The organism is Streptomyces sp. NPDC005004, assembly GCF_053600675.1.
In genome coordinates, this window is sequence record NZ_JBSGAH010000006.1 from 145,992 (window position 1) to 164,353 (window position 18,362).

The following is an 18,362-nucleotide window of genomic DNA, read 5'->3' on the forward strand; positions in this document are numbered from 1 at the left end:
CCGGGAGGGGTCGTTCCCGGCCGCCGTAGCCCGCGACCACCAGCGGCGACCAGGGCGACCGTGCGCAGGGTGAAGGGGCCCGCGCCATGGCCGAGGCGCTCGGCCTGGTCGTCTTCCCGGTCCCGCTGCCGCTGCCGCCCCTGCGGGTGGGTATCGCCTGGCACCCCCGGCACGACGCCGACCCGGCGCACGCGTGGCTGCGGGACCGCGTGCGGGACCTCGTCCTCGGTGCGGTCACGACGGGCTGACGCCGCTTCACAGGCTTCACACAAGCGCCCGGCGGCAAAACGGGTGCCGTCGTCCCCGCGTCCCCTCTATCCTCGGGGTTCGTCCGTCGGCCCACTGACACGGGCCGCGCGTCACCACTTTTCGGGGGAGTGGCATGAGCGCCGCACAGGTGCCGGAGCAGAGCCGGCCCACGTCCGCCGGGGCGCCGTCCGCGCTGCCGGGCACGCCACCGCATGCCAGCGAGGCGACCCGGCTGCTGTGCGCGGGGGCGTATCTGGACCCCGGCTACCGCGACCGGGTCATCGAGGAGCTGCACCTCAACGAACAGCGCGTCGTGGCACCGTCGTTCGGCTTCGACGCGGCGCGGGTGCTGGCGCACGCGCTGCGGGCGCGCCGGTTCGAACTGCTGTGGGCCGGGGCGATCATCGGGCTGTGGCTGGTGGGGATGCCGCTCAGCGGTGGTCTGCTCGCGCTCGCCCTGTGGCCCAGCGTCATGCTCGCGGCCGCCCCCGCGATCCGCGGCCGTGCCACCGAGCCGCCGCTGTACCGCCTGGTCATCGCGTTCCTCGTCCGCTGGTCGGGCCGCCTGTACTTCGCGGTACTGCTGGCACTGACGGTCGCCGCCGCGTTCGGCGCCGGGGAGGACGACAAGCCGTCCTACGACCCCTACGACCCCTACGGCTCCTCGGGCTCCTCCAGCGGTCTCCTCGACACGCTGACCGCGGCCGTCGAGCCGCTCCAGGCGTGGCTCACGCTCGTCCTGCTCGCCGCCATCGCGTTGTGCGTGCACCTCCAGCGCACCCAGATCAGCCGGGCGCTCGCCGTCGAACTCTCCCCGCGGCGCTTCCCGGACGCCGCGGGCGACCCCGCCGAGCGGGCGGAGAACCCGCGCTTCCGGCGGGTCCGGCAGCGCATCCGGCTGGAGCAGCACGCGCCGCTGGTCCTCTACCACGAGGCGCGCCCCTTCTGCGGCGCCGGAGCGGCCTACGACACCTGGGTGCTCGCCGTGGAGCTGAAGCCGGACGAGCTGAAGAAGCGGCAGCCGCTCAGCAACCGGGCCATCCTCGACAAGATCCGTCCGCTGCTCGAACAGCTGCGGATCCCCGCGGAGTACGCGGGCCCCGCCGTGCGCGACCGGCTGCGGCGGATGGAGGTCGACGAGTGCGTGTTCCTGCCCGCGGAGGGGCTGCTCACCCGCGACCAGGCGCCGTACACCGAGCAGGCCTTCGAGGAGCACCGGGCGCACGCGGTCGAGGAGGGCGCCGAGAAGCGGCGGCACTTCCTGCGGGTGCGCGTGGGCGGCTGGGAGGAGGAACTGGTCGTCACGGTCTTCGTGCGCGTCCACACCCAGGGGCGGATGCTGGTCCTGGAGATCGCCCCGCACGTGCTGACGCCGGTGCGCGAGGAGTTCAAGGACGCCGACCGTACGGCCCACCGGTTCCGCAACAACAACGTGCTCGGCAAGGCCGCCACCGCCCTCGTCCTGGTGCCGGGCTCGGCGGGCCGCGCGCTGGCCCAGCTCGGCCGGGGCCTGGTGTACGTCTGGCGGCTGCTGACCGGCGGCCACTTTGGCGCGCTGCCCGACGGCCCCGCCCTCTCCGTGCGTGAACTCGGCTCCCGGCCCGACGGTTCGCTCTTCCAGGAGATGGACGTGGCCCGCTACCTCAAGGTCGTGCAGGACCGTGTCGCGGGCGGGGTGCGCTCCGCGCTCGCCGAATACGGCTACGAGACCGGCGAGTTCGTCCAGAAGGTCGTCAACATCAGCAACGGCGACGTCACCATCGGCCGCGTCGAGGGCAGCACCTTCGCCGTCGGCAGCCACGCGTCGGCCTCCGGTGGTCTCGCGGGTGGTTCGGCGCCGCAGAAGGGAACCGATTAGCCATGTCCGGTGACGAGCCCAACGTCAGCTTCGGGGACGTGTCGCACAGCACGTTCGCCGTCGGCAGTCACGCCCACGCCGAGAGCCACCGGCACGGCGGGGGTGTCTCGCCCGACCCCGCCACCGAGGAACTCCTCGCCGCCGTACGGGATCTGCGTGCCGACCTCGCCCGCGTCCGCGCCGACGACCGCACCGCCACGCTGGACGCCGCCCTCGCCGACACCGAGTCCGAGATCGCCCGCACCGGCCAGGCCGCCCCGACCCGCCGCGAGCGCCTCCGGGAACTCCTCGCCGACTCCCAGGCCCTCATGACCGTCCTCACCTCGGCCGGCACCCTCGCCGGCCTCCTGGGACTCTGACGACACAAGGGGGAGGGGGCCGCGATGAGCGGGGGACAGCGGTACTGGAACGAGGACGCCCAGCGGTGGGAGGACGGCACGGGGGACTCCCCGGCGACACCGACCTCTCCTCCGCCGCCACGCCCGGAGCGGGCCCCGAACGTGCCGGCCGCCGACACGGCACCGGTCCCGCCCCCGGCATGGCCCCCGGCGGCGGGCCAGGGCGAGTGGCCCCCGGCGGCGGGCCAGGGTCAGTGGCCTCCGGCTGCCGGTCAGACCGCGTGGCCCCCGGCGGCAACCGGGGCCGAGTCCCCGACCGAGCCGGGGGCCGGTCGCGCGGGCGGAGAGCCCGGCACCGAGTCGGCGGCAGGCGGCCGGAGCGGGGACGGCCCGGAGGAGTCTTCGCCCGGCGGACGCGGCGGCGGCTCCCCGGAGGGGCTCGGATCGCGGGGCGCCGGTGAGGAGTCCCCGGCGCGTGGTGCGGGCGCCGGGGACTCCGGCGAGGCGCTGCCGGACGGCCGGGGCGCGCGGCTCCCGGAGGGATTCGTACCGAAGGAAGCCGGCGCGGAGACTTCGCCCGGCGGGCGTGGTCCGGGCTCGCCGGGGGACCCCGCCTCGGGGCGTTCCGGCGCAGGGCTCCCGTGCGGGTCCTCCGGCGGTGACCCCGGCGCCGAAGCTCCGACCCAGGACGCGCCCGGCGGCTCCGGCACAGCCTTCCCCGCCTGGCCCCCCGTCGGCGGAACGGCGCGCACCTCGGTGTACGCCCCCGACGACGGACACTTCGCCGAGGCCGGCACCTCGTACCCGGGCGGATGGCCGCCGCCCGACGGTCAGCCCGACGAGCCCCCCGCGGGCCGCACCCGGCGCCTGTGGCCCGTCCTCGCCGCTGCCGCCGTTGTCGGAGCGGCCGTGGGTTTCGCGCTGGTCTTCGCCCTCGGCGGGGACGGGGAGGGGCGGCACACCGCTCAGGGGAGTTCCACGTCGGCACCGGCGCCGACCGGGAACACCGAGTCGTCCCCGTCCGCCGACCCCTCGCCGTCGGCTTCGCGGCCGCCCGAGGGGTACGAGGTGCGCCCCGACCGGGAGGGGTTCAGGATCGCCGTACCCGTGGAGTGGACGCGTAGCAGCGCGCCCTCGATGTACGGGATCCGGGTGGTCAACTACCGCAGCCCGGACCGCAGTCACCGGCTCCAGATCTACCAGGTCGCGGAGCAGTCCCCGGACGCCTCGTTCGAGCTGTATCTGTCGCCGGACACCCGCAAACCGGACGGCTTCGAGAAGCTGGACCTGCGGAACATGGACGACGGCGACTTCACCGGATCGCGCCTGGAGTATCTGGCCGACACGATCCGCGGCGAGCCCGACGTGGGGACCTGGCACGTGCTGGACGAGCGGTTCGTGGCCGGCGACGGCCGGATCTACGCGATCGCGGTGTACGGCCCCGACAGTGACGGCCGGGACGACGAGCTGGAGCTGCTCACCACCGCGCTGAAGTGGTTCTGCCCGCCCGACACGGGCTGTGACGCGCGGGCGTCGGTGGACTGAGCCGGCGGACGACCCCCGGCAGACGCTCTCTTTGTCCGTATTTCCTCCGTGATTTCAGTGACCCGGCCCACTTTCACCCCTCGAATGCGCATGTGCTTCGGAGGGCGCGGGAATGCGGTCCCGGTCCTTGGAGGTGGCACTTCTGTCACGCAGGGACGCTGAACAGGAACGGAAGGCAATACCGATCATGGCGGACAGAACGGAACGACCGGTGGGGGCGACCATTCACGCCGGAGGCGAGTGGCTCGACGCCGCCTCCGGCGCGACACGCGAGATCCTGGACCCCGCGGACGCCCGGCCCTTCGCCGTGGTCGCGGAGGGTGACGAGAAGGACGCGGACCGGGCGATCGCCGCCGCCCGGCAGGCGTTCGACCACGGCCCCTGGCCCCACACCCCCGTCGCCGAGCGCGCCGCCCTGCTGCGCCGCGTGGCGGACCTCCTCCTACGCGACCGCGAGCCGCTCGGCCTGCTGGAGAGCCGCGACGCGGGCAAGACCGTGGAGGAGGGCCGCGTCGACATCGACTGCGTCGCGGACGCCTTCCGCTACTTCGCGGACCTGGTCGCCGCCGAGGCGCCCGGCCGCGTCGTCGACGCGGGCTCGCCCGACATCCACAGCGTGGTCGTGCACGAGCCGGTCGGGGTCTGCTCGCTGATCACGCCCTGGAACTACCCCCTGCTCCAGGCAAGCTGGAAGGTGGCCCCGGCGCTCGCGGCGGGCAACACCTTCGTGCTCAAGCCGAGCGAGATCACCCCGCTGACCACGGTCAAGCTGATCGAGCTGCTCGCCGAGGCCGGACTCCCCGCGGGCGTCGCGAACCTCGTCACCGGCCCCGGCCACACCGTCGGCGCCCGGATGGCCGAGCACCCCGACGTCGACCTGGTCTCCTTCACCGGCGGACTGGTCAGCGGCACGAAGGTCGCCCAGGCCGCCGCGCCCACCGTGAAGAAGGTCGCCCTCGAACTCGGCGGCAAGAACCCCAACGTGGTCTTCGCGGACGCCTGCGCCACCGAGGAGGGCTTCGACACCGCGGTCGACCAGGCACTCAACGCCGCGTTCATCCACAGCGGCCAGGTCTGCTCGGCGGGCGGACGGCTCATCGTCGAGGAGTCGGTCCGGGACCGCTTCGTCGCCGAACTCGCCCGGCGCGCACGGAGGATCAGGCTCGGCCGCGGCACCGCCCCAGGCGTCGAGTGCGGCCCCCTCGTCTCCGAGCAGCAGCGCGCCAAGACCGAGGACTTCGTCGCCTCCGCGCTCGCCGAGGGCGCCACGCTGGCGTGCGGCGGCAAGCGCCCCGAGCCGAGCGAGGACCGCCCCGAGTCCGGCTACTTCTACGAGCCGACCGTCCTCGACCACTGCCACCGCGAGATGCGCGTCGTGCGGGAGGAGGTCTTCGGACCCGTCCTCACCGTCGAGACCTTCCGCACCGAGGACGAGGCGGTCGCCCTCGCCAACGACACCGAGTACGGCCTCGCGGGCGCCGTCTGGACCGCCGACCCCGGCCGCGCGCGGCGCGTCGCCGGCAGGCTGCGGCACGGCACCGTGTGGATCAACGACTTCCACCCCTACCTGCCGCAGGCGGAGTGGGGCGGCTTCGGCAAGAGCGGCACCGGCCGCGAGCTGGGTCCCGCCGGACTCGCCGAGTACCGCGAGACCAAGCACGTCTACCAGAACCTCGCCCCCCGCCCGGTGCGCTGGTTCGCGGGCTGACCCCCGCCCCGCACGACTTCTCCGTACGCCCCCTCCGTACGGCATCCCTGCCCCCAGGAGCAATCACCCCATGCCCGAACACACCCACGCGTACGACTACGTCGTCATCGGCGGCGGCACCGCGGGCTCCGTCATCGCCTCCCGCCTCACCGAGAACCCCGATGTCACGGTCGCCGTCATCGAGGGCGGCCCGAGCGACGTCGACCGCGACGACGTGCTGACCCTGCGCCGCTGGATGGGCCTGCTCGGCGGCGACCTCGACTACGACTACCCGACCACCGAGCAGCCGCGCGGCAACTCCCACATCCGGCACAGCCGCGCCCGGGTCCTCGGCGGCTGCTCCTCGCACAACACCCTGATCTCCTTCAAGCCGCTGCCGTCCGACTGGGACGAGTGGGAGCAGGCCGGGGCCGAGGGCTGGGGCGCCGTCCCGATGGAGGCGTACTTCGCCCGGCTGAAGAACAACATCGTCCCGGTGGACGAGCAGGACCGCAACGCCATCGCCCGCGACTTCGTGGACGCCGCGCAGGCCGCGCTGGACGTGCCGCGCGTGGAGGGCTTCAACAAGAAGCCGTTCACCGAGGGCGTCGGCTTCTTCGACCTCGCCTACCACCCGGAGAACAACAAGCGCTCCTCCGCCTCCGTGGCGTACCTCCACCCGGTGATGGACGAGCGCCCCAACCTCCGTCTCTTCCTGGAGACCTGGGCGTACAAGCTGGAGCTGGACGGCACCCGTGCCGAGGGCGTCCACGTGCGCACCAAGGACGGCCAGGAGCTGCTGATCAAGGCGCGGGGCGAGGTGATCCTCTGCGCGGGCGCCGTCGACACCCCGCGCCTGCTGCTGCACTCCGGCATCGGCCCCAGGCGGCAGCTCGAAGGGCTCGGCATCCCGGTCGTCCACGACCTGCCCGGCGTCGGCGAGAACCTGCTCGACCACCCCGAGTCGGTCATCGTCTGGGAGACCGACGGGCCGATCCCGGAGAACTCCGCGATGGACTCCGACGCGGGTCTGTTCGTCCGCCGCGACCCCCAACACGCGGGCCCGGACCTGATGTTCCACTTCTACCAGATCCCGTTCACCGACAACCCGGAGCGCCTCGGCTACGAGCGGCCCGAGTTCGGCGTCTCGATGACCCCGAACATCCCCAAGCCCAAGAGCCGCGGACGCCTTTACCTGACCAGCGCCGACCCGGAGGTGAAGCCCGCGCTCGACTTCCGCTACTTCACCGACGAGGACGACTACGACGCGCGGACCCTGGTCGACGGCATCCGCATCGCCCGCGAGATAGCGAAGACCGAGCCGCTCGCCCACTGGCTCAAGCGCGAGGTCTGCCCCGGCCCCGAGGTGCGGGACGACGAGGCGCTGAGCGAGTACGCCCGCAAGGTCGCCCACACCGTCTACCACCCGGCCGGCACCTGCAAAATGGGCGCCCCCGACGACGAACTGGCCGTGGTGGACCCCGAGTTGCGTATCCGCGGACTTGAGGGCGTCCGTATCGCCGACGCCTCGGTCTTCCCGACGATGACGGCGGTGAACCCGATGATCGGAGTACTCATGGTCGGTGAGAAGGCCGTCGATCTGATCGGTGGTGATGCGGGATGACGCTCACCGTGCCGACCCGCAAGCCGCCCACCTCCGCTGCCTTTGCCGCCGAGCCCGGCGCGCCCGTCTTCTCCGTGGACGGCCTGTGGAAGGTGTTCGGACCCAAGCCCGAGCGCGTCCCCGCCGACCCGGAGCTGGCCGCCCTGTCCCCGGCCGAGCTGCGCGCCCGCACCGGCTGCACCGCCGCCGTCCGCGACGTCTCCTTCGACGTGCGCAAGGGCGAGGTCTTCGTCGTCATGGGCCTGTCCGGCTCCGGCAAGTCCACCCTCGTGCGCTGCCTGACCCGGCTCATCGAGCCCACCGCGGGCACCATCGCCATCGACGGCGAGGACGTGCGCGCCATGGACCGCACCCGGCTGCGCGAACTGCGCCGCCACCGCGCCGCGATGGTCTTCCAGCACTTCGGTCTGCTGCCGCACCGCACCGTCCTCGACAACGTCGCCTACGGCCTGGAGATCCAGGGCGTCGGCAAGTCCGAACGCCGCGAGACGGCAGCCGAGTTCGTCGCCAAGGTCGGCCTCGCGGGCATGGAGAAGCGCCGCCCCGGCCAGCTCTCCGGCGGTCAGCGCCAGCGCGTCGGTCTCGCCCGCGCCCTCGCCGTCGACCCCGAGGTCCTGCTCTTCGACGAGCCGTTCAGCGCGCTCGACCCGCTGATCCGGCGCGACATGCAGGACGAGGTGGTCCGCCTGCACGAGGAGGAGGGCCGCACGATGGTGTTCATCACCCACGACCTCTCCGAGGCCCTCAAGCTCGGCGACCGCATCGCCCTGATGCGCGACGGCCGCGTGGTCCAGCTCGGCACCCCCGAGGAGATCGTCAACTCCCCGGCCGACGAGTACGTGCGCGAGTTCGTCCGCGACGTGCCGCGCGAGCAGGTCGTCACCTGCCGTACCGCCATGCGGCCCGCCTCCGCCGAGGAGGCGGGCAACGGTCCCGCCGTGCGCCCCGAGGCGCCGGTCGCGGAAGCCATCGAGGCCGTCGCCCGCGCGGGCGCCCCGGCCCGGGTGATGGACGCGGGACGCTGCATGGGCGTGGTCGACTCCGAGGCGCTGCTGAGCGTCGTCGCGGGGACCAACACGCCGGACGCCGGGGGCGCCCCCTCCGGCGAGCGCGCCGGCTCGGCCACGACCGAGCGTGAGCCGGAGGCCGCCTGATGGCCACGATCACCGTCCCCGCCGCCGCCCGGCGCGCGCTCCCCGCTGCCCTCGGATCCCGTCCCGCCGCCAAGCTGGCCGTGCTCGCCGTCGCCGCCGCGGTCCTCGTCCCGCTGCTCAGCGCCCGCTGGGGCAGCGGCAGCTGGCCGCACGCGCTGACCGTGAGCCTGGTGAAGCCGCTCGGCGCCGCCAGCGACTGGGTCATCGACAACCGGGACAGCCACCCGCTGTTCCTGTACTTCTTCGGCCACATCAGCAACGCCGTCGTCCTCGCCGTACGCGGCGTCTACCTCACCCTGCTCGCCGCCGGATGGCCCGGTGTCACCGTGCTCGGCGCCCTGGTCGCCTGGCGGGTGGCCGGGGTCCGGCTCGCGGTCGGCACGGCCGTGGCGTTCCTCGCCTGCGGCGCGCTCGGCATGTGGCTGGCGACCATGCAGACGCTCGCGCTGATGGTGGTCGCGGTGCTCGCCTCCGTCGCCGTCGGCGCGCTGCTCGGCCTCGGCGCCGGGCTCTCCGACCGGCTCGACCGCGCCCTGCGCCCGGTCCTGGACACCATGCAGGTGCTCCCGGCCTTCGCCTACCTCCTCCCCGTGGTGCTCGTCTTCGGCATCGGCGTGCCCGCCGCCGTCCTCGCCACCGTCGTCTACGCCGCCCCGCCCATGGCCCGCCTCACCGTGCTCGGCCTGCGCGGCGCCGACCCCGAGGTGCTGGAGGCCGTGCGCTCGCTCGGCGCCACCTCGCGCCAGCGGCTGCTGACCGCGCGCCTCCCGCTGGCCCGCAAGGAACTCCTGCTCGGCCTCAACCAGACGATCATGATGGCGCTCTCCATGGCCGTCATCTCCTCCGTCATCGGCGCCGGCGGTCTCGGCGACCGCGTCTACCAGGCGCTCGCCTCCGTCGACGTCGGCGCGGCCCTCGCCGCCGGCATCCCGATCGTGCTGCTCGCCGTCGTCCTGGACCGCGTGACCGCCGCGGCGGGCCGTGCCACCGAGGGCGCCGACCGCCCGCGCACCCACTGGCTGTACGCCCTCGGCGGCGCCGTGGCCGTGGCGGTCCTCGCACGGCTGCTCGGCCGCGCCGACTGGCCCACCGGGCTGACCCTCGACATCGCCGCGCCCGTCAACGACGCCGTCGACTGGATGACCGCGCACCTCTACTCGGGCGTCCCCGTCGTCGGCGGCACCGCCGACTGGGCGGGCCACTTCACCATCTGGATGCTGGACCCGCTGCGCGACGGCCTGCGCGCGCTGCCCTGGTGGGCGGTGCTGCTCGTGGTGGCCGCGCTCGCCTGGCTCATCGGCACCTGGCGCACCGCCCTGACCGCCGTCCTCGCCATGGCCGCGATCGGCGTGCTCGGCGTGTGGGACTCCTCGCTCGACACCCTCTCCCAGGTGCTGGCCGCCGTCGCCGTCACCCTGGTCCTCGGCATCGCCACCGGCATCGCGGCCGCGCGCAGCGAGCGCGTGGAGCGGGTGCTGCGCCCGGTCCTCGACGTGTTCCAGACCATGCCGCAGTTCGTGTACCTGATCCCGGTCGTCGCGCTCTTCGGCGTCGGCCGCGCGCCCGCCGTCGTCGCCGCCGTGGTCTACGCGCTCCCGGCGGTCGTCCGCATCACCGCCCAGGGTCTGCGCCAGGTGGACCCGGCCGCGCTGGAGTCGGCCCGCTCGCTCGGCGCGACCGGCCGCCAGCAGCTCTGGCAGGTCCAGTTGCCGCTGGCCCGGCGCTCCCTGCTGCTCGCCGTCAACCAGGGCGTGGTCCTGGTCCTCGCCGTCGTCATCATCGGCGGTCTGGTCGGCGCGGGCGCGCTCGGCTACGACGTCGCGTTCGGCCTGGCTCAGGGCGACCTCGCGACGGGTCTGGTCGCCGGTGCCGCCATCGTCTGCCTCGGCCTGATGCTCGACCGGGTGACCCAGCCGACGGGGCGCGGCGCGAAGAAGGGAGCGTGAGATGCGTATCCGTACGACTGTGGGGGTGACCCTCGCCGGAGCCTCGGCGCTCGCCCTGCTCACCGGCTGCGGCGCGGCCGACATGACCAAGCAGGCCAGCCCCTTCGCCAACGCGGGCGGCCCGAAGAGCGTCACCCTCTCCGTGCAGTCCTGGGTGGGCGCGCAGTCCAACGTGGCCGTCGCGCAGTACATCCTCCAGCACAAGCTGGGCTACCACGTCGACACCGTCCAGGTGGACGAGATCCCCGCCTGGGACGCCCTCAGCCAGGGCCGCGTCGACGCGCTCCTGGAGGACTGGAGCCACCCCGACCAGGAGAAGCGGTACGTCCACGACAAGAAGACGGTGACGCCCGCCGGGGGACTGGGAGTGACCGGGCACATCGGCTGGTACGTCCCGGCGTACTTCGCCAAGGAGCACCCGGACGTCACCGACTGGAAGAACCTGAACAAGTACGCGTCCCTCTTCCGCACCCCCGAGAGCGGCGGCAAGGGCCAGCTCATGGACGGCTCCCCGGCCTACGTCACCCACGACAAGGCCCTTGTGAAGAACCTGAAGCTCGACTACCAGGTCGTCTTCGCCGGCTCCGAAGCCGCCCAGATCACCCAGATGAAACAGTTCGCCAAGGAGAAGAAGCCCTTCCTGACCTACTGGTACACCCCCCAGTGGCTCTTCAAGAAGATCCCGATGACAGAGGTGAAGCTGCCGCCCTACAAACCCGGCTGCGACACCGACCCGGCGAAGATCGCCTGCGCCTACCCCCACACCCCCCTCCGCAAATTCCTCAACGCCGACTTCGCCAGGTCCGGCGGCAAGGCGGCCACTTTCCTGAAGAAGTTCAAGTGGACGACGGAGGACCAGAACGAGGTCTCGCTGATGATCGCGGACCGGAAACTGAGCCCCGAGGACGCGGCGAAGAAGTGGGTGGACACCCACCCGGCGGTCTGGAAGCGCTGGCTGTCGTAACCCTGACTGCCGGGCGGCGGAGAGTGGGCCGCCGCCCGGCGCGGCCGTGTTCCTACGCGGAACCCTGGTGGCCGCGCCTGTCCTCGACGTGGACCACGTGCGGTTCGGTGCCGTCCCGGTGGCGCTGTGAGCGTCCGCAGAGCCCGACCGAGAGGTGGTCCCGGCCACCGGGTTCGTCGGGGGCGACGTACGTGAGGACGTCCGGGTGATGGCCGGTGACCACCCAGCCCTCGACGTCCTCGACCTCGATCACCCTGAAGTCTCCCGAGGGACCACCCGCGTGGACGGGACCGAACTCCGCGAGGATCTGGCCGGCCTGCGCGGCGAGGTCTTCCCCGGGAGCGGTGAGCACCACGCAGGTGCCGTGCTCGAACACCACCCACGACGTGCGGGGGTCGGTGAGAAGACGCTTCCAGGCGTCGATGAGTATGTCGCTCTCCACGGCGGTCATCATGCCGCAGAAAGCCCCGGCACACGGAGAGGATTCACGCGTGCTGTCCCGGGGTGTAGTGCCCCGGCACCATCCGCGTCGTCACCGCGAAGCGGTTCCAGGCGTTGATCACGGTGATCGCGGCGATGAGATGGGTGAGTTCCGCCTCCTCGAAGTGCTTGGCGGCGCGGGCATACACCTCGTCCGGTACGAAACCGTCGGTCAGCACCGTCACCGCCTCGGTGAGTTCGAGGGCGGCGGCTTCCTGTTCCGTGTAGAAGTGGCGGGACTCGTCCCAGGCGCTGAGCTGGACGATGCGTTCCACCGTCTCGCCCGCCGCGAGGGCGTCCTTGGTGTGCATGTCGAGGCAGAACGCGCAGTGGTTGAGCTGGGAGGCGCGGATCTTGACCAGTTCGAGGAGGCGGGGGTCGAGCCCCTGCCGGGCGGCGATGTCGAGGCGGACCATCGCCTTGTAGACGTCGGGCGCGTGCTCGGTCCAGGCCAGACGGGCGGGGTGCTCGGGGGCGTACTCGGTGATGTTCATGCTTCGAGCCTAGGAGCGGAGCGGCCCAGGAGTATGGTCCATTCCCATGGCGGAATCGTGGGCCAATCTCGGCATCGACCTCCACCTGGAACCGGCCGGAAGCACCGGTCTGCGCCAGGGCCTGACCGACGCGCTGCGCGACGCGGTACGCGGCGGACGGCTCGCCCCCGGCACCCGGCTGCCCTCCTCCCGCGCCCTCGCCGCCGATCTCGGGATCGCCCGCAACACCGTCGCCGAGGCGTACGCGGGCCTGGTCGCCGAGGGGTGGCTCACCGCCCGCCAGGGCTCCGGCACCCGCGTCGCCGAGCGCGCCACGCCGCCCGCCACGGCACCGGCGGCCCCCGCCCGGCACCGCCCGCCCGGCCGTCCCGCCCTGAGCCTGGTCCCCGGCACCCCCGACCTCGCCGCCTTCCCGCGCACCGCCTGGCTCCAGGCCGCCCGCCGCGCCCTGGCCACCGCGCCCTTCGACGCCCTCGGCTACGGCGACCCGCGGGGGCGCCCCGAACTGCGCACCGCCGTCGCCGGATACCTCGCCCGCGTCCGGGGCGTACGCGCCGACCCCGACCGTGTGCTGATCACCGCCGGGTTCTCACACGCCCTGCGCCTCCTCGCCACCGTGCTGCGCGCCCGCGGCGCCCGCACGGTCGCCGTCGAGTCGTACGGCCTCGACGCGTACGCCGCCCTGCTGCACGAGGCGGGCCTCGCCACGACCCCGCTGCCGTACGACGAACTCGGCACGGACCCGCGTCTGTTGGACCGGGAGGACGCTGTGCTCCTCACCCCCGCCCACCAGTTCCCCATGGGCACCGCGCTGCGCCCCGACCGCCGCGCGGCCGTCGTCGACTGGGCCCGGCGCACCGGCGGACTGATCCTGGAGGACGACTACGACGGCGAGTTCCGCTACGACCGCCGTCCCGTCGGCGCCCTCCAGGACCTCGCCCCCGACCAGGTCGTCTACCTCGGCACCGCCAGCAAGTCGCTCGCCCCCGGACTCCGGTTGGGCTGGATGGTCCTGCCCCCGGCCCTGCACGCGGCGACGGTCGCGGCCAAGGGGCGTGTCGACACCTGTGGCGTCCTCGACCAGCTCACGCTCGCCGAGTTCCTCACCTCCGGCGCCTACGACCGCCACGTCCGCGCCGCCCGCCTGCGCTACCGGCGCCGCCGCGACGCCCTCGCCGCCGCCGTCACCGACCGCGCCCCCGGCGTCCACGTCACCGGCATCGCCGCCGGTCTGCACGCGGTGCTGCGGCTGCCGCCCGGCACCGAGCGCTCGGTCGTCCAAGCCGCGGGCTGGCAGGGCCTCGCCCTCCACGGCCTCTCCTTCTACCGGCACCCCGACGCCGAAACCGAGCCCCTGGACGCGCTGGTCGTGGGCTACGGAACGCCACCGGAAAGCGCGTGGAAGGAGGCGCTGGGGGCGCTGTGCCGGGCGCTTCCGTAGGGCCGGTCTGACCATTCCCGTCGTCGCCCGGAGGGCGGCAGACGAGAATGGTCAGACAGGCCCTCGGGGGAGACGCCCCCTGGCGGTGCGCGGCCGTGAAGCCCCTCAGCCCACCCGTTCCGTCTCCGGCTCAGCCGCCGTCTCCTCCGCATCCGGCGCCTCCCCGAACCGTGCCAGCGCCAGCGCCCCCGCCACGGCCACCACGAACCCCACCGCCGCGAGCGGACCGAACCCCGCCCGCGTACGGTCGCCCAGCCAGAGCACGCCCACCGCCGCCGGGCCCAGGGTCTCGCCGAGGACCATTCCGGCCGTCGCCGTCGTGACCGAGCCGCGTTGCAGCGCCGAGGTCAGCAGCAGGAAGGCGGCGCCGCCGCCGAGAAGGAGGGCGTAGAGGGCGGGGTCGGTCAACAGGGCGTAGGGGTGAAGGGAGTTGACCAGGCGCACCGCGACCTCCACCACCCCGAAGCCGAACCCCGCGCCGAGACCGAGCAGCAGTGCGCGGGGCCGCCCCGAGAGCCGGCCGCCGACCGCGCCGAGGAGCAGCACCCCCGCGGCCGTACCGAGCAGCGCGTACGGCAGCCAGGACGGGCCACCGCGGTCGCCCTCCGCGCCCGAGGCGAGACCGAGCATCGCCAGCCCCGCGCACACCACGCCGACCGCCGCCCACTCCGCCCCGCTCAGCCGGACCCGCAGCAGCCGCGCCGCGACCACCGCCGTCACCGCGAGGCTCGCGGCCAGCGCGGCGCCCACCGCGTAGATCGGCACCGAGCGCAGCGCGAGGATCTGGAACACGAAGCCCAGCCCGTCGAGCGCGAGCCCCGCCGCGTACCGCCACTGCCGTACCGCCCGCAGCAGCAGCGCCGCCTCCCCGCCGCCCTGTCCTCCGGCCGCCCGCGCGGCCACCGCCTGGAGCACCGTGGCCGTACCGAAGCAGACCGCCGCGCCGAGCGCGCACACCATTCCAAAAAGCACAAAGCGACTGTAGGGCAGCGGGTGGACGCGGGGCCGCCCTGCCGGAAACTCACACCGATCTCTAGGCTGACTGCCGAACGCATCACCGACGGGGGAGAACAGAACATGGCGAACACCCGGGACCGACTCCGCTCCACGACGGTCGTCCTCGGCGGCATGGGCCTGCTGGCCGCCGCCCTGACCGCCTGCTCGTCCGACCCGGACAAGCGCTGCGTGGACCAGGACAGCTACACCGCGTCCAAGGGCTACAAAGTCGTGTCGGACAAGAACTGCCGCGACGGCAAGCCCGGCACGACCTGGTACTACGGCGGCAGCCGGAGCGGCTCCCGGATCAAGGGCGGCTCCTTCACCGCGCCCCGCAAGGGCTCCGGCGGCGGGTCCGGGCACAGCGGCGTCCACCGGGGCGGCTTCGGCGGCGGCCACGGCGGCTCCGGCGGCTGACCGGACCGGAACCGACCCCCATGGAACGCCACACCCTCACCCCCCGACCCAACTGGCAGCGCACCGTCGAGGAGCAGGGCGTCATCTACCCGCTCACCCGCCACCCCGACGGCTCCCTGCGCCCGTACTGGGACGAGAGCGCCTACTACGCGTTCTCCCTGCCCGAGGTCGAGGCGCTGGAGGAGACCGTCGCCGAGCTGCACGCCATGTGCCTCGCCGCCGCCGGGCACCTGGTCGAGCACGACCGGCTGGCCGAACTCGGCATCACCGACCCGCGCGTGGCCCGCGCGGTCGCCGAGGCATGGCACCGCCGCGCCGAACTCCCCTCCCTCTACGGGCGGTTCGACCTGCGCTACGACGGCACGGGACCGGCCAAGCTGCTGGAGTACAACGCCGACACCCCGACCTCGCTCGTCGAGGCCGCCTCCGCGCAGTGGTTCTGGATGGAGGACCGTTTCCCCGGCGCCGACCAGTGGAACTCCCTGCACGAGCGTCTGGTCGACGCCTGGCGCACCCAGGCCGGGCTGCTCCCGCCCGGCGCCCCGCTGCACTTCGCGCACTCCTCGGCCGACGAACTCGGCGAGGACCTGATGACGGTCGCCTATCTCAAGGAGACCGCCGAGCAGGCCGGGCTCGACACCGACTGGCTCACCATGGAGGAGATCGGCTGGGACACCCTCTCCGGTCGCTTCGTGGACAACCGGGTGCGGTTCATCCGCGCGATCTTCAAGCTGTACCCCTGGGAATGGCTCACCACCGACTCCTTCGGCGGCCACGTCCTCGACACCCTCGACAACGGCGGGGGCACCGGCAGCACCCTGTGGATCGAGCCCGCCTGGAAGATGCTGCTCAGCAACAAGGCGCTGCTCGCGATCCTCTGGGAGCTGTACCCCGGCCACCCCAACCTCCTCCCCGCCCACCTCGACGGCCCCCGCGACCTGGCCGCCACCACCGGCTACGTCGCCAAGCCGCTGCTCGGCCGCGAGGGCGAGGGCGTCACCGTGCACCCGCCCGGGTCCCCGCCGCCCCCGCAGCACGGGGACCCCTGCTGCTACCAGGCCCTCGCCCCCCTCCCCGCCTTCGACGGCAACCACGTCGTGCTCGGCGCCTGGACCGTCGACGGCGAACCGGCCGGCCTCGGCATCCGCGAGTCAAGCGACCTGATCACCGACTCCTACGCCCGCTTCGTCCCGCACGTGATCCTTTAGCCCTGGTCACTGGGGAGTCCCCGGTGACCGGGCAGCTCCCGCTGCTGGGGAGTCCCCGGTGACCGGGCAGCCCCCGCTGCTGGGGAGTCCCCGGTTGCTGGCAGCTCCCGGTCGCTGGGGAGCCCCCGGTTGCTGGGCAGTCCCCGGTCGCTGGGGAGCCCCCGGTCGCTGGGCAGTCCCCGGTCGCCGGGCAGCTCCCGGCCCCGGGTAGACCCGGGTTGCCGGGTAGCCCCCCGGGTCGCCGCGCGCCCCGCCCGCCCCCCGTCCGCTCCCCGGACCGTCCGCCGCCCGCAGGGCATCGCCGGTATGGTGGCCGTGGGCCGTGACTGGCGCGCTGGGATGGGACGGACCATCGGGGAGCGGCCCGGGAACAGCGAGTGCCGTGCGCCTGGGCCGAACCGAACACGCCGACACACTGACGCGCCCTGTCCGGAGGTCCCCATGCCAGAGAACGCCACCCCGTCCGGCTCCGCCGAGTCCACCGCCTTCCGTGCCGCCCTCGACGTCATCCGCGCGGTGGAGCCCCGCGTCGCGGACGCCATCGGCCAGGAGCTCCACGACCAGCGCGACATGCTCAAGCTGATCGCCTCCGAGAACTACGCCTCCCCGGCCACCCTCCTCGCGATGGGCAACTGGTTCAGCGACAAGTACGCCGAGGGCACCGTCGGCCGCCGCTTCTACGCCGGCTGCCGCAACGTCGACACCGTCGAGGCTCTCGCCGCCGAGCACGCCCGCGAACTCTTCGGCGCCCGGCACGCCTACGTCCAGCCGCACTCCGGCATCGACGCCAACCTCGTCGCCTTCTGGGCGGTCCTCGCCGACCGCGTCGAGGTCCCCTTCCTGGAGAAGGCGGGCGTGCGCCAGATGAACGACCTCAGCGAGGCCGACTGGGCCGAGCTGCGCCAGGCGTTCGGCAACCAGCGGATGCTCGGCATGTCCCTGGACGCGGGCGGCCACCTCACCCACGGCTTCCGCCCGAACATCTCCGGCAAGATGTTCGACCAGCGCTCCTACGGCACCGACCCGGCCACCGGCCTCATCGACTACGACGCGCTGCGCGCCCAGGCCCGCGAGTTCCGCCCGCTCATCCTCGTCGCGGGCTACTCGGCGTACCCCCGGCTGGTGAACTTCCGGATCATGCGCGAGATCGCGGACGAGGTCGGCGCGACCCTCATGGTCGACATGGCCCACTTCGCGGGCCTGGTCGCGGGCAAGGTCCTCACCGGCGACTACGACCCGGTCCCGCACGCCCAGATCGTCACGACCACCACCCACAAGTCCCTGCGCGGCCCGCGCGGCGGCATGGTCCTGTGCGACGACTCCCTCAAGGACCAGGTCGACCGGGGCTGCCCGATGGTCCTCGGCGGCCCGCTCCCGCACGTGATGGCCGCCAAGGCGGTCGCCCTGGCGGAGGCGCGTCAGCCCGCGTTCCAGGACTACGCCCAGCGGATCGTGGACAACTCCCGCGCCCTCGCCGAGGGCCTGATGCGGCGCGGCGCCACCCTGGTCACCGGCGGCACCGACAACCACCTCAACCTGATCGACGTCGCCGCCTCCTACGGCCTCACCGGCCGCCAGGCCGAGGCCGCCCTGCTGGAGTCCGGCATCGTCACCAACCGCAACGCCATCCCCGCCGACCCCAACGGCGCCTGGTACACCTCCGGCATCCGCGTCGGCACCCCCGCCCTCACCACCCGTGGCCTCGGCACGGCGGAGATGGACGAGGTGGCGGGCCTGATCGACCGAGTCCTCACGACGACCCGGCCCGGCACGACGAAGTCCGGCGCCCCCTCCAAGGCCCAGCACGTCCTGGACCCGAAGCTGGCGGACGAGATCTCCAAGCGGGCGACGGACCTGGTGGCGGCGTTCCCGCTGTACCCCGAAATCGACCTCGGCTAGACCCACCCAGGGGCGCGTGGGACTGCGCGACCAGCCACCGACGGTCCGCAGTCCCCCGCGCA

Annotated in this window: 15 protein-coding genes, 1 pseudogene and 1 riboswitch; of the genes and pseudogenes, 13 read left to right on the forward strand and 3 right to left on the reverse strand. The window is 73.4% G+C overall.

The window, feature by feature from the left end:
• Positions 1-86: 86 nt before the first annotated feature.
• The 9 genes and pseudogenes from ACWEEU_RS10305 to ACWEEU_RS10345 all read left to right on the forward strand — a co-directional run.
• A pseudogene (locus ACWEEU_RS10305) lies at positions 87-248 on the forward strand (LysR family transcriptional regulator); the annotation flags it as partial.
• A gap of 134 nt (positions 249-382) precedes the next feature.
• Positions 383-2,107 (forward strand): hypothetical protein, encoded by a 1,725-nt coding sequence (locus ACWEEU_RS10310; protein ID WP_451730679.1) that lies wholly within the window; start codon positions 383-385, stop codon positions 2,105-2,107.
• A gap of 2 nt (positions 2,108-2,109) precedes the next feature.
• Positions 2,110-2,466, forward strand: coding sequence for a hypothetical protein (locus ACWEEU_RS10315; protein ID WP_385748738.1), 357 nt, complete (start codon positions 2,110-2,112; stop codon positions 2,464-2,466).
• 24 nt (positions 2,467-2,490) lie between these two features.
• Entirely contained in the window at positions 2,491-3,990 is a 1,500-nt protein-coding gene (locus ACWEEU_RS10320) for a hypothetical protein (protein ID WP_451730682.1), read from the forward strand.
• Between the two features lie 187 nt (positions 3,991-4,177).
• Positions 4,178-5,698, forward strand: coding sequence for an aldehyde dehydrogenase family protein (locus ACWEEU_RS10325; protein WP_451730685.1), 1,521 nt, complete (start codon positions 4,178-4,180; stop codon positions 5,696-5,698).
• A 70-nt stretch (positions 5,699-5,768) separates the two neighbouring features.
• Complete coding sequence (locus tag ACWEEU_RS10330) at positions 5,769-7,301, forward strand: GMC family oxidoreductase (RefSeq protein ID WP_451730688.1); 1,533 nt, start codon at positions 5,769-5,771, stop codon at positions 7,299-7,301.
• Positions 7,298-8,455, forward strand: coding sequence for a quaternary amine ABC transporter ATP-binding protein (locus ACWEEU_RS10335; RefSeq protein WP_451730691.1), 1,158 nt, complete (start codon positions 7,298-7,300; stop codon positions 8,453-8,455). Before ACWEEU_RS10330 ends, ACWEEU_RS10335 begins: the two co-directional genes overlap by 4 nt.
• Positions 8,455-10,401 carry an ABC transporter permease gene (locus tag ACWEEU_RS10340; protein ID WP_451730694.1) on the forward strand — a complete coding sequence of 649 codons (1,947 nt, stop codon included), beginning with the start codon at positions 8,455-8,457 and terminating at the stop codon, positions 10,399-10,401. Before ACWEEU_RS10335 ends, ACWEEU_RS10340 begins: the two co-directional genes overlap by 1 nt.
• Before the next feature lies 1 nt (position 10,402).
• The gene (locus ACWEEU_RS10345) at positions 10,403-11,365 is read left to right on the forward strand and encodes an ABC transporter substrate-binding protein (RefSeq protein ID WP_451730697.1); all 963 of its coding nucleotides are present in this window, start codon (positions 10,403-10,405) and stop codon (positions 11,363-11,365) included.
• A 52-nt stretch (positions 11,366-11,417) separates the two neighbouring features.
• On the opposite strand, the gene ACWEEU_RS10350 is transcribed toward ACWEEU_RS10345, so the two are convergent.
• Entirely contained in the window at positions 11,418-11,819 is a 402-nt protein-coding gene (locus ACWEEU_RS10350; RefSeq protein WP_385748662.1) for a hypothetical protein, read from the reverse strand.
• A gap of 31 nt (positions 11,820-11,850) precedes the next feature.
• Entirely contained in the window at positions 11,851-12,339 is a 489-nt protein-coding gene (locus tag ACWEEU_RS10355; RefSeq protein ID WP_451730700.1) for a carboxymuconolactone decarboxylase family protein, read from the reverse strand.
• Positions 12,340-12,385: 46 nt separating this feature from the next.
• On the opposite strand from ACWEEU_RS10355, the gene pdxR reads away from it, so the two are divergent.
• Entirely contained in the window at positions 12,386-13,780 is a 1,395-nt protein-coding gene (pdxR, locus tag ACWEEU_RS10360; protein ID WP_451730703.1) for a MocR-like pyridoxine biosynthesis transcription factor PdxR, read from the forward strand.
• A gap of 105 nt (positions 13,781-13,885) precedes the next feature.
• Here pdxR and ACWEEU_RS10365 read toward each other — a convergent pair whose 3' ends face one another.
• On the reverse strand, positions 13,886-14,740 hold the full coding sequence (locus ACWEEU_RS10365) for a hypothetical protein (protein WP_451731019.1): 855 nt from the start codon (positions 14,738-14,740) through the stop codon (positions 13,886-13,888).
• Between the two features lie 117 nt (positions 14,741-14,857).
• On the opposite strand from ACWEEU_RS10365, the gene ACWEEU_RS10370 reads away from it, so the two are divergent.
• From ACWEEU_RS10370 to ACWEEU_RS10380, 3 genes are all read left to right on the forward strand, one after another.
• Positions 14,858-15,193 carry a hypothetical protein gene (locus ACWEEU_RS10370; RefSeq protein ID WP_385748666.1) on the forward strand — a complete coding sequence of 112 codons (336 nt, stop codon included), beginning with the start codon at positions 14,858-14,860 and terminating at the stop codon, positions 15,191-15,193.
• Between the two features lie 20 nt (positions 15,194-15,213).
• On the forward strand, positions 15,214-16,401 hold the full coding sequence (locus ACWEEU_RS10375) for a glutathionylspermidine synthase family protein (RefSeq protein WP_451730708.1): 1,188 nt from the start codon (positions 15,214-15,216) through the stop codon (positions 16,399-16,401).
• 312 nt (positions 16,402-16,713) lie between these two features.
• A riboswitch (ZMP/ZTP riboswitch) is annotated at positions 16,714-16,802 on the forward strand.
• Between the two features lie 40 nt (positions 16,803-16,842).
• Complete coding sequence (locus tag ACWEEU_RS10380) at positions 16,843-18,300, forward strand: glycine hydroxymethyltransferase (RefSeq protein WP_385749420.1); 1,458 nt, start codon at positions 16,843-16,845, stop codon at positions 18,298-18,300.
• Positions 18,301-18,362 lie beyond the last annotated feature (62 nt).

Bases quoted from the DNA above. Each gene is read 5' to 3' on its own strand.
- ACWEEU_RS10310 (WP_451730679.1), top strand. From the start codon at position 383: ATGAGCGCCGCACAGGTGCCGGAGCAGAGCCGGCCCACGTCCGCCGGG.
- ACWEEU_RS10315 (WP_385748738.1), top strand. From the start codon at position 2,110: ATGTCCGGTGACGAGCCCAACGTCAGCTTCGGGGACGTGTCGCACAGC.
- ACWEEU_RS10320 (WP_451730682.1), top strand. From the start codon at position 2,491: ATGAGCGGGGGACAGCGGTACTGGAACGAGGACGCCCAGCGGTGGGAG.
- ACWEEU_RS10325 (WP_451730685.1), top strand. From the start codon at position 4,178: ATGGCGGACAGAACGGAACGACCGGTGGGGGCGACCATTCACGCCGGA.
- ACWEEU_RS10330 (WP_451730688.1), top strand. From the start codon at position 5,769: ATGCCCGAACACACCCACGCGTACGACTACGTCGTCATCGGCGGCGGC.
- ACWEEU_RS10335 (WP_451730691.1), top strand. From the start codon at position 7,298: ATGACGCTCACCGTGCCGACCCGCAAGCCGCCCACCTCCGCTGCCTTT.
- ACWEEU_RS10340 (WP_451730694.1), top strand. From the start codon at position 8,455: ATGGCCACGATCACCGTCCCCGCCGCCGCCCGGCGCGCGCTCCCCGCT.
- ACWEEU_RS10345 (WP_451730697.1), top strand. From the start codon at position 10,403: ATGCGTATCCGTACGACTGTGGGGGTGACCCTCGCCGGAGCCTCGGCG.
- ACWEEU_RS10350 (WP_385748662.1), bottom strand. From the start codon at position 11,819: ATGATGACCGCCGTGGAGAGCGACATACTCATCGACGCCTGGAAGCGT.
- ACWEEU_RS10355 (WP_451730700.1), bottom strand. From the start codon at position 12,339: ATGAACATCACCGAGTACGCCCCCGAGCACCCCGCCCGTCTGGCCTGG.
- pdxR (WP_451730703.1), top strand. From the start codon at position 12,386: ATGGCGGAATCGTGGGCCAATCTCGGCATCGACCTCCACCTGGAACCG.
- ACWEEU_RS10365 (WP_451731019.1), bottom strand. From the start codon at position 14,740: ATGGTGTGCGCGCTCGGCGCGGCGGTCTGCTTCGGTACGGCCACGGTG.
- ACWEEU_RS10370 (WP_385748666.1), top strand. From the start codon at position 14,858: ATGGCGAACACCCGGGACCGACTCCGCTCCACGACGGTCGTCCTCGGC.
- ACWEEU_RS10375 (WP_451730708.1), top strand. From the start codon at position 15,214: ATGGAACGCCACACCCTCACCCCCCGACCCAACTGGCAGCGCACCGTC.
- ACWEEU_RS10380 (WP_385749420.1), top strand. From the start codon at position 16,843: ATGCCAGAGAACGCCACCCCGTCCGGCTCCGCCGAGTCCACCGCCTTC.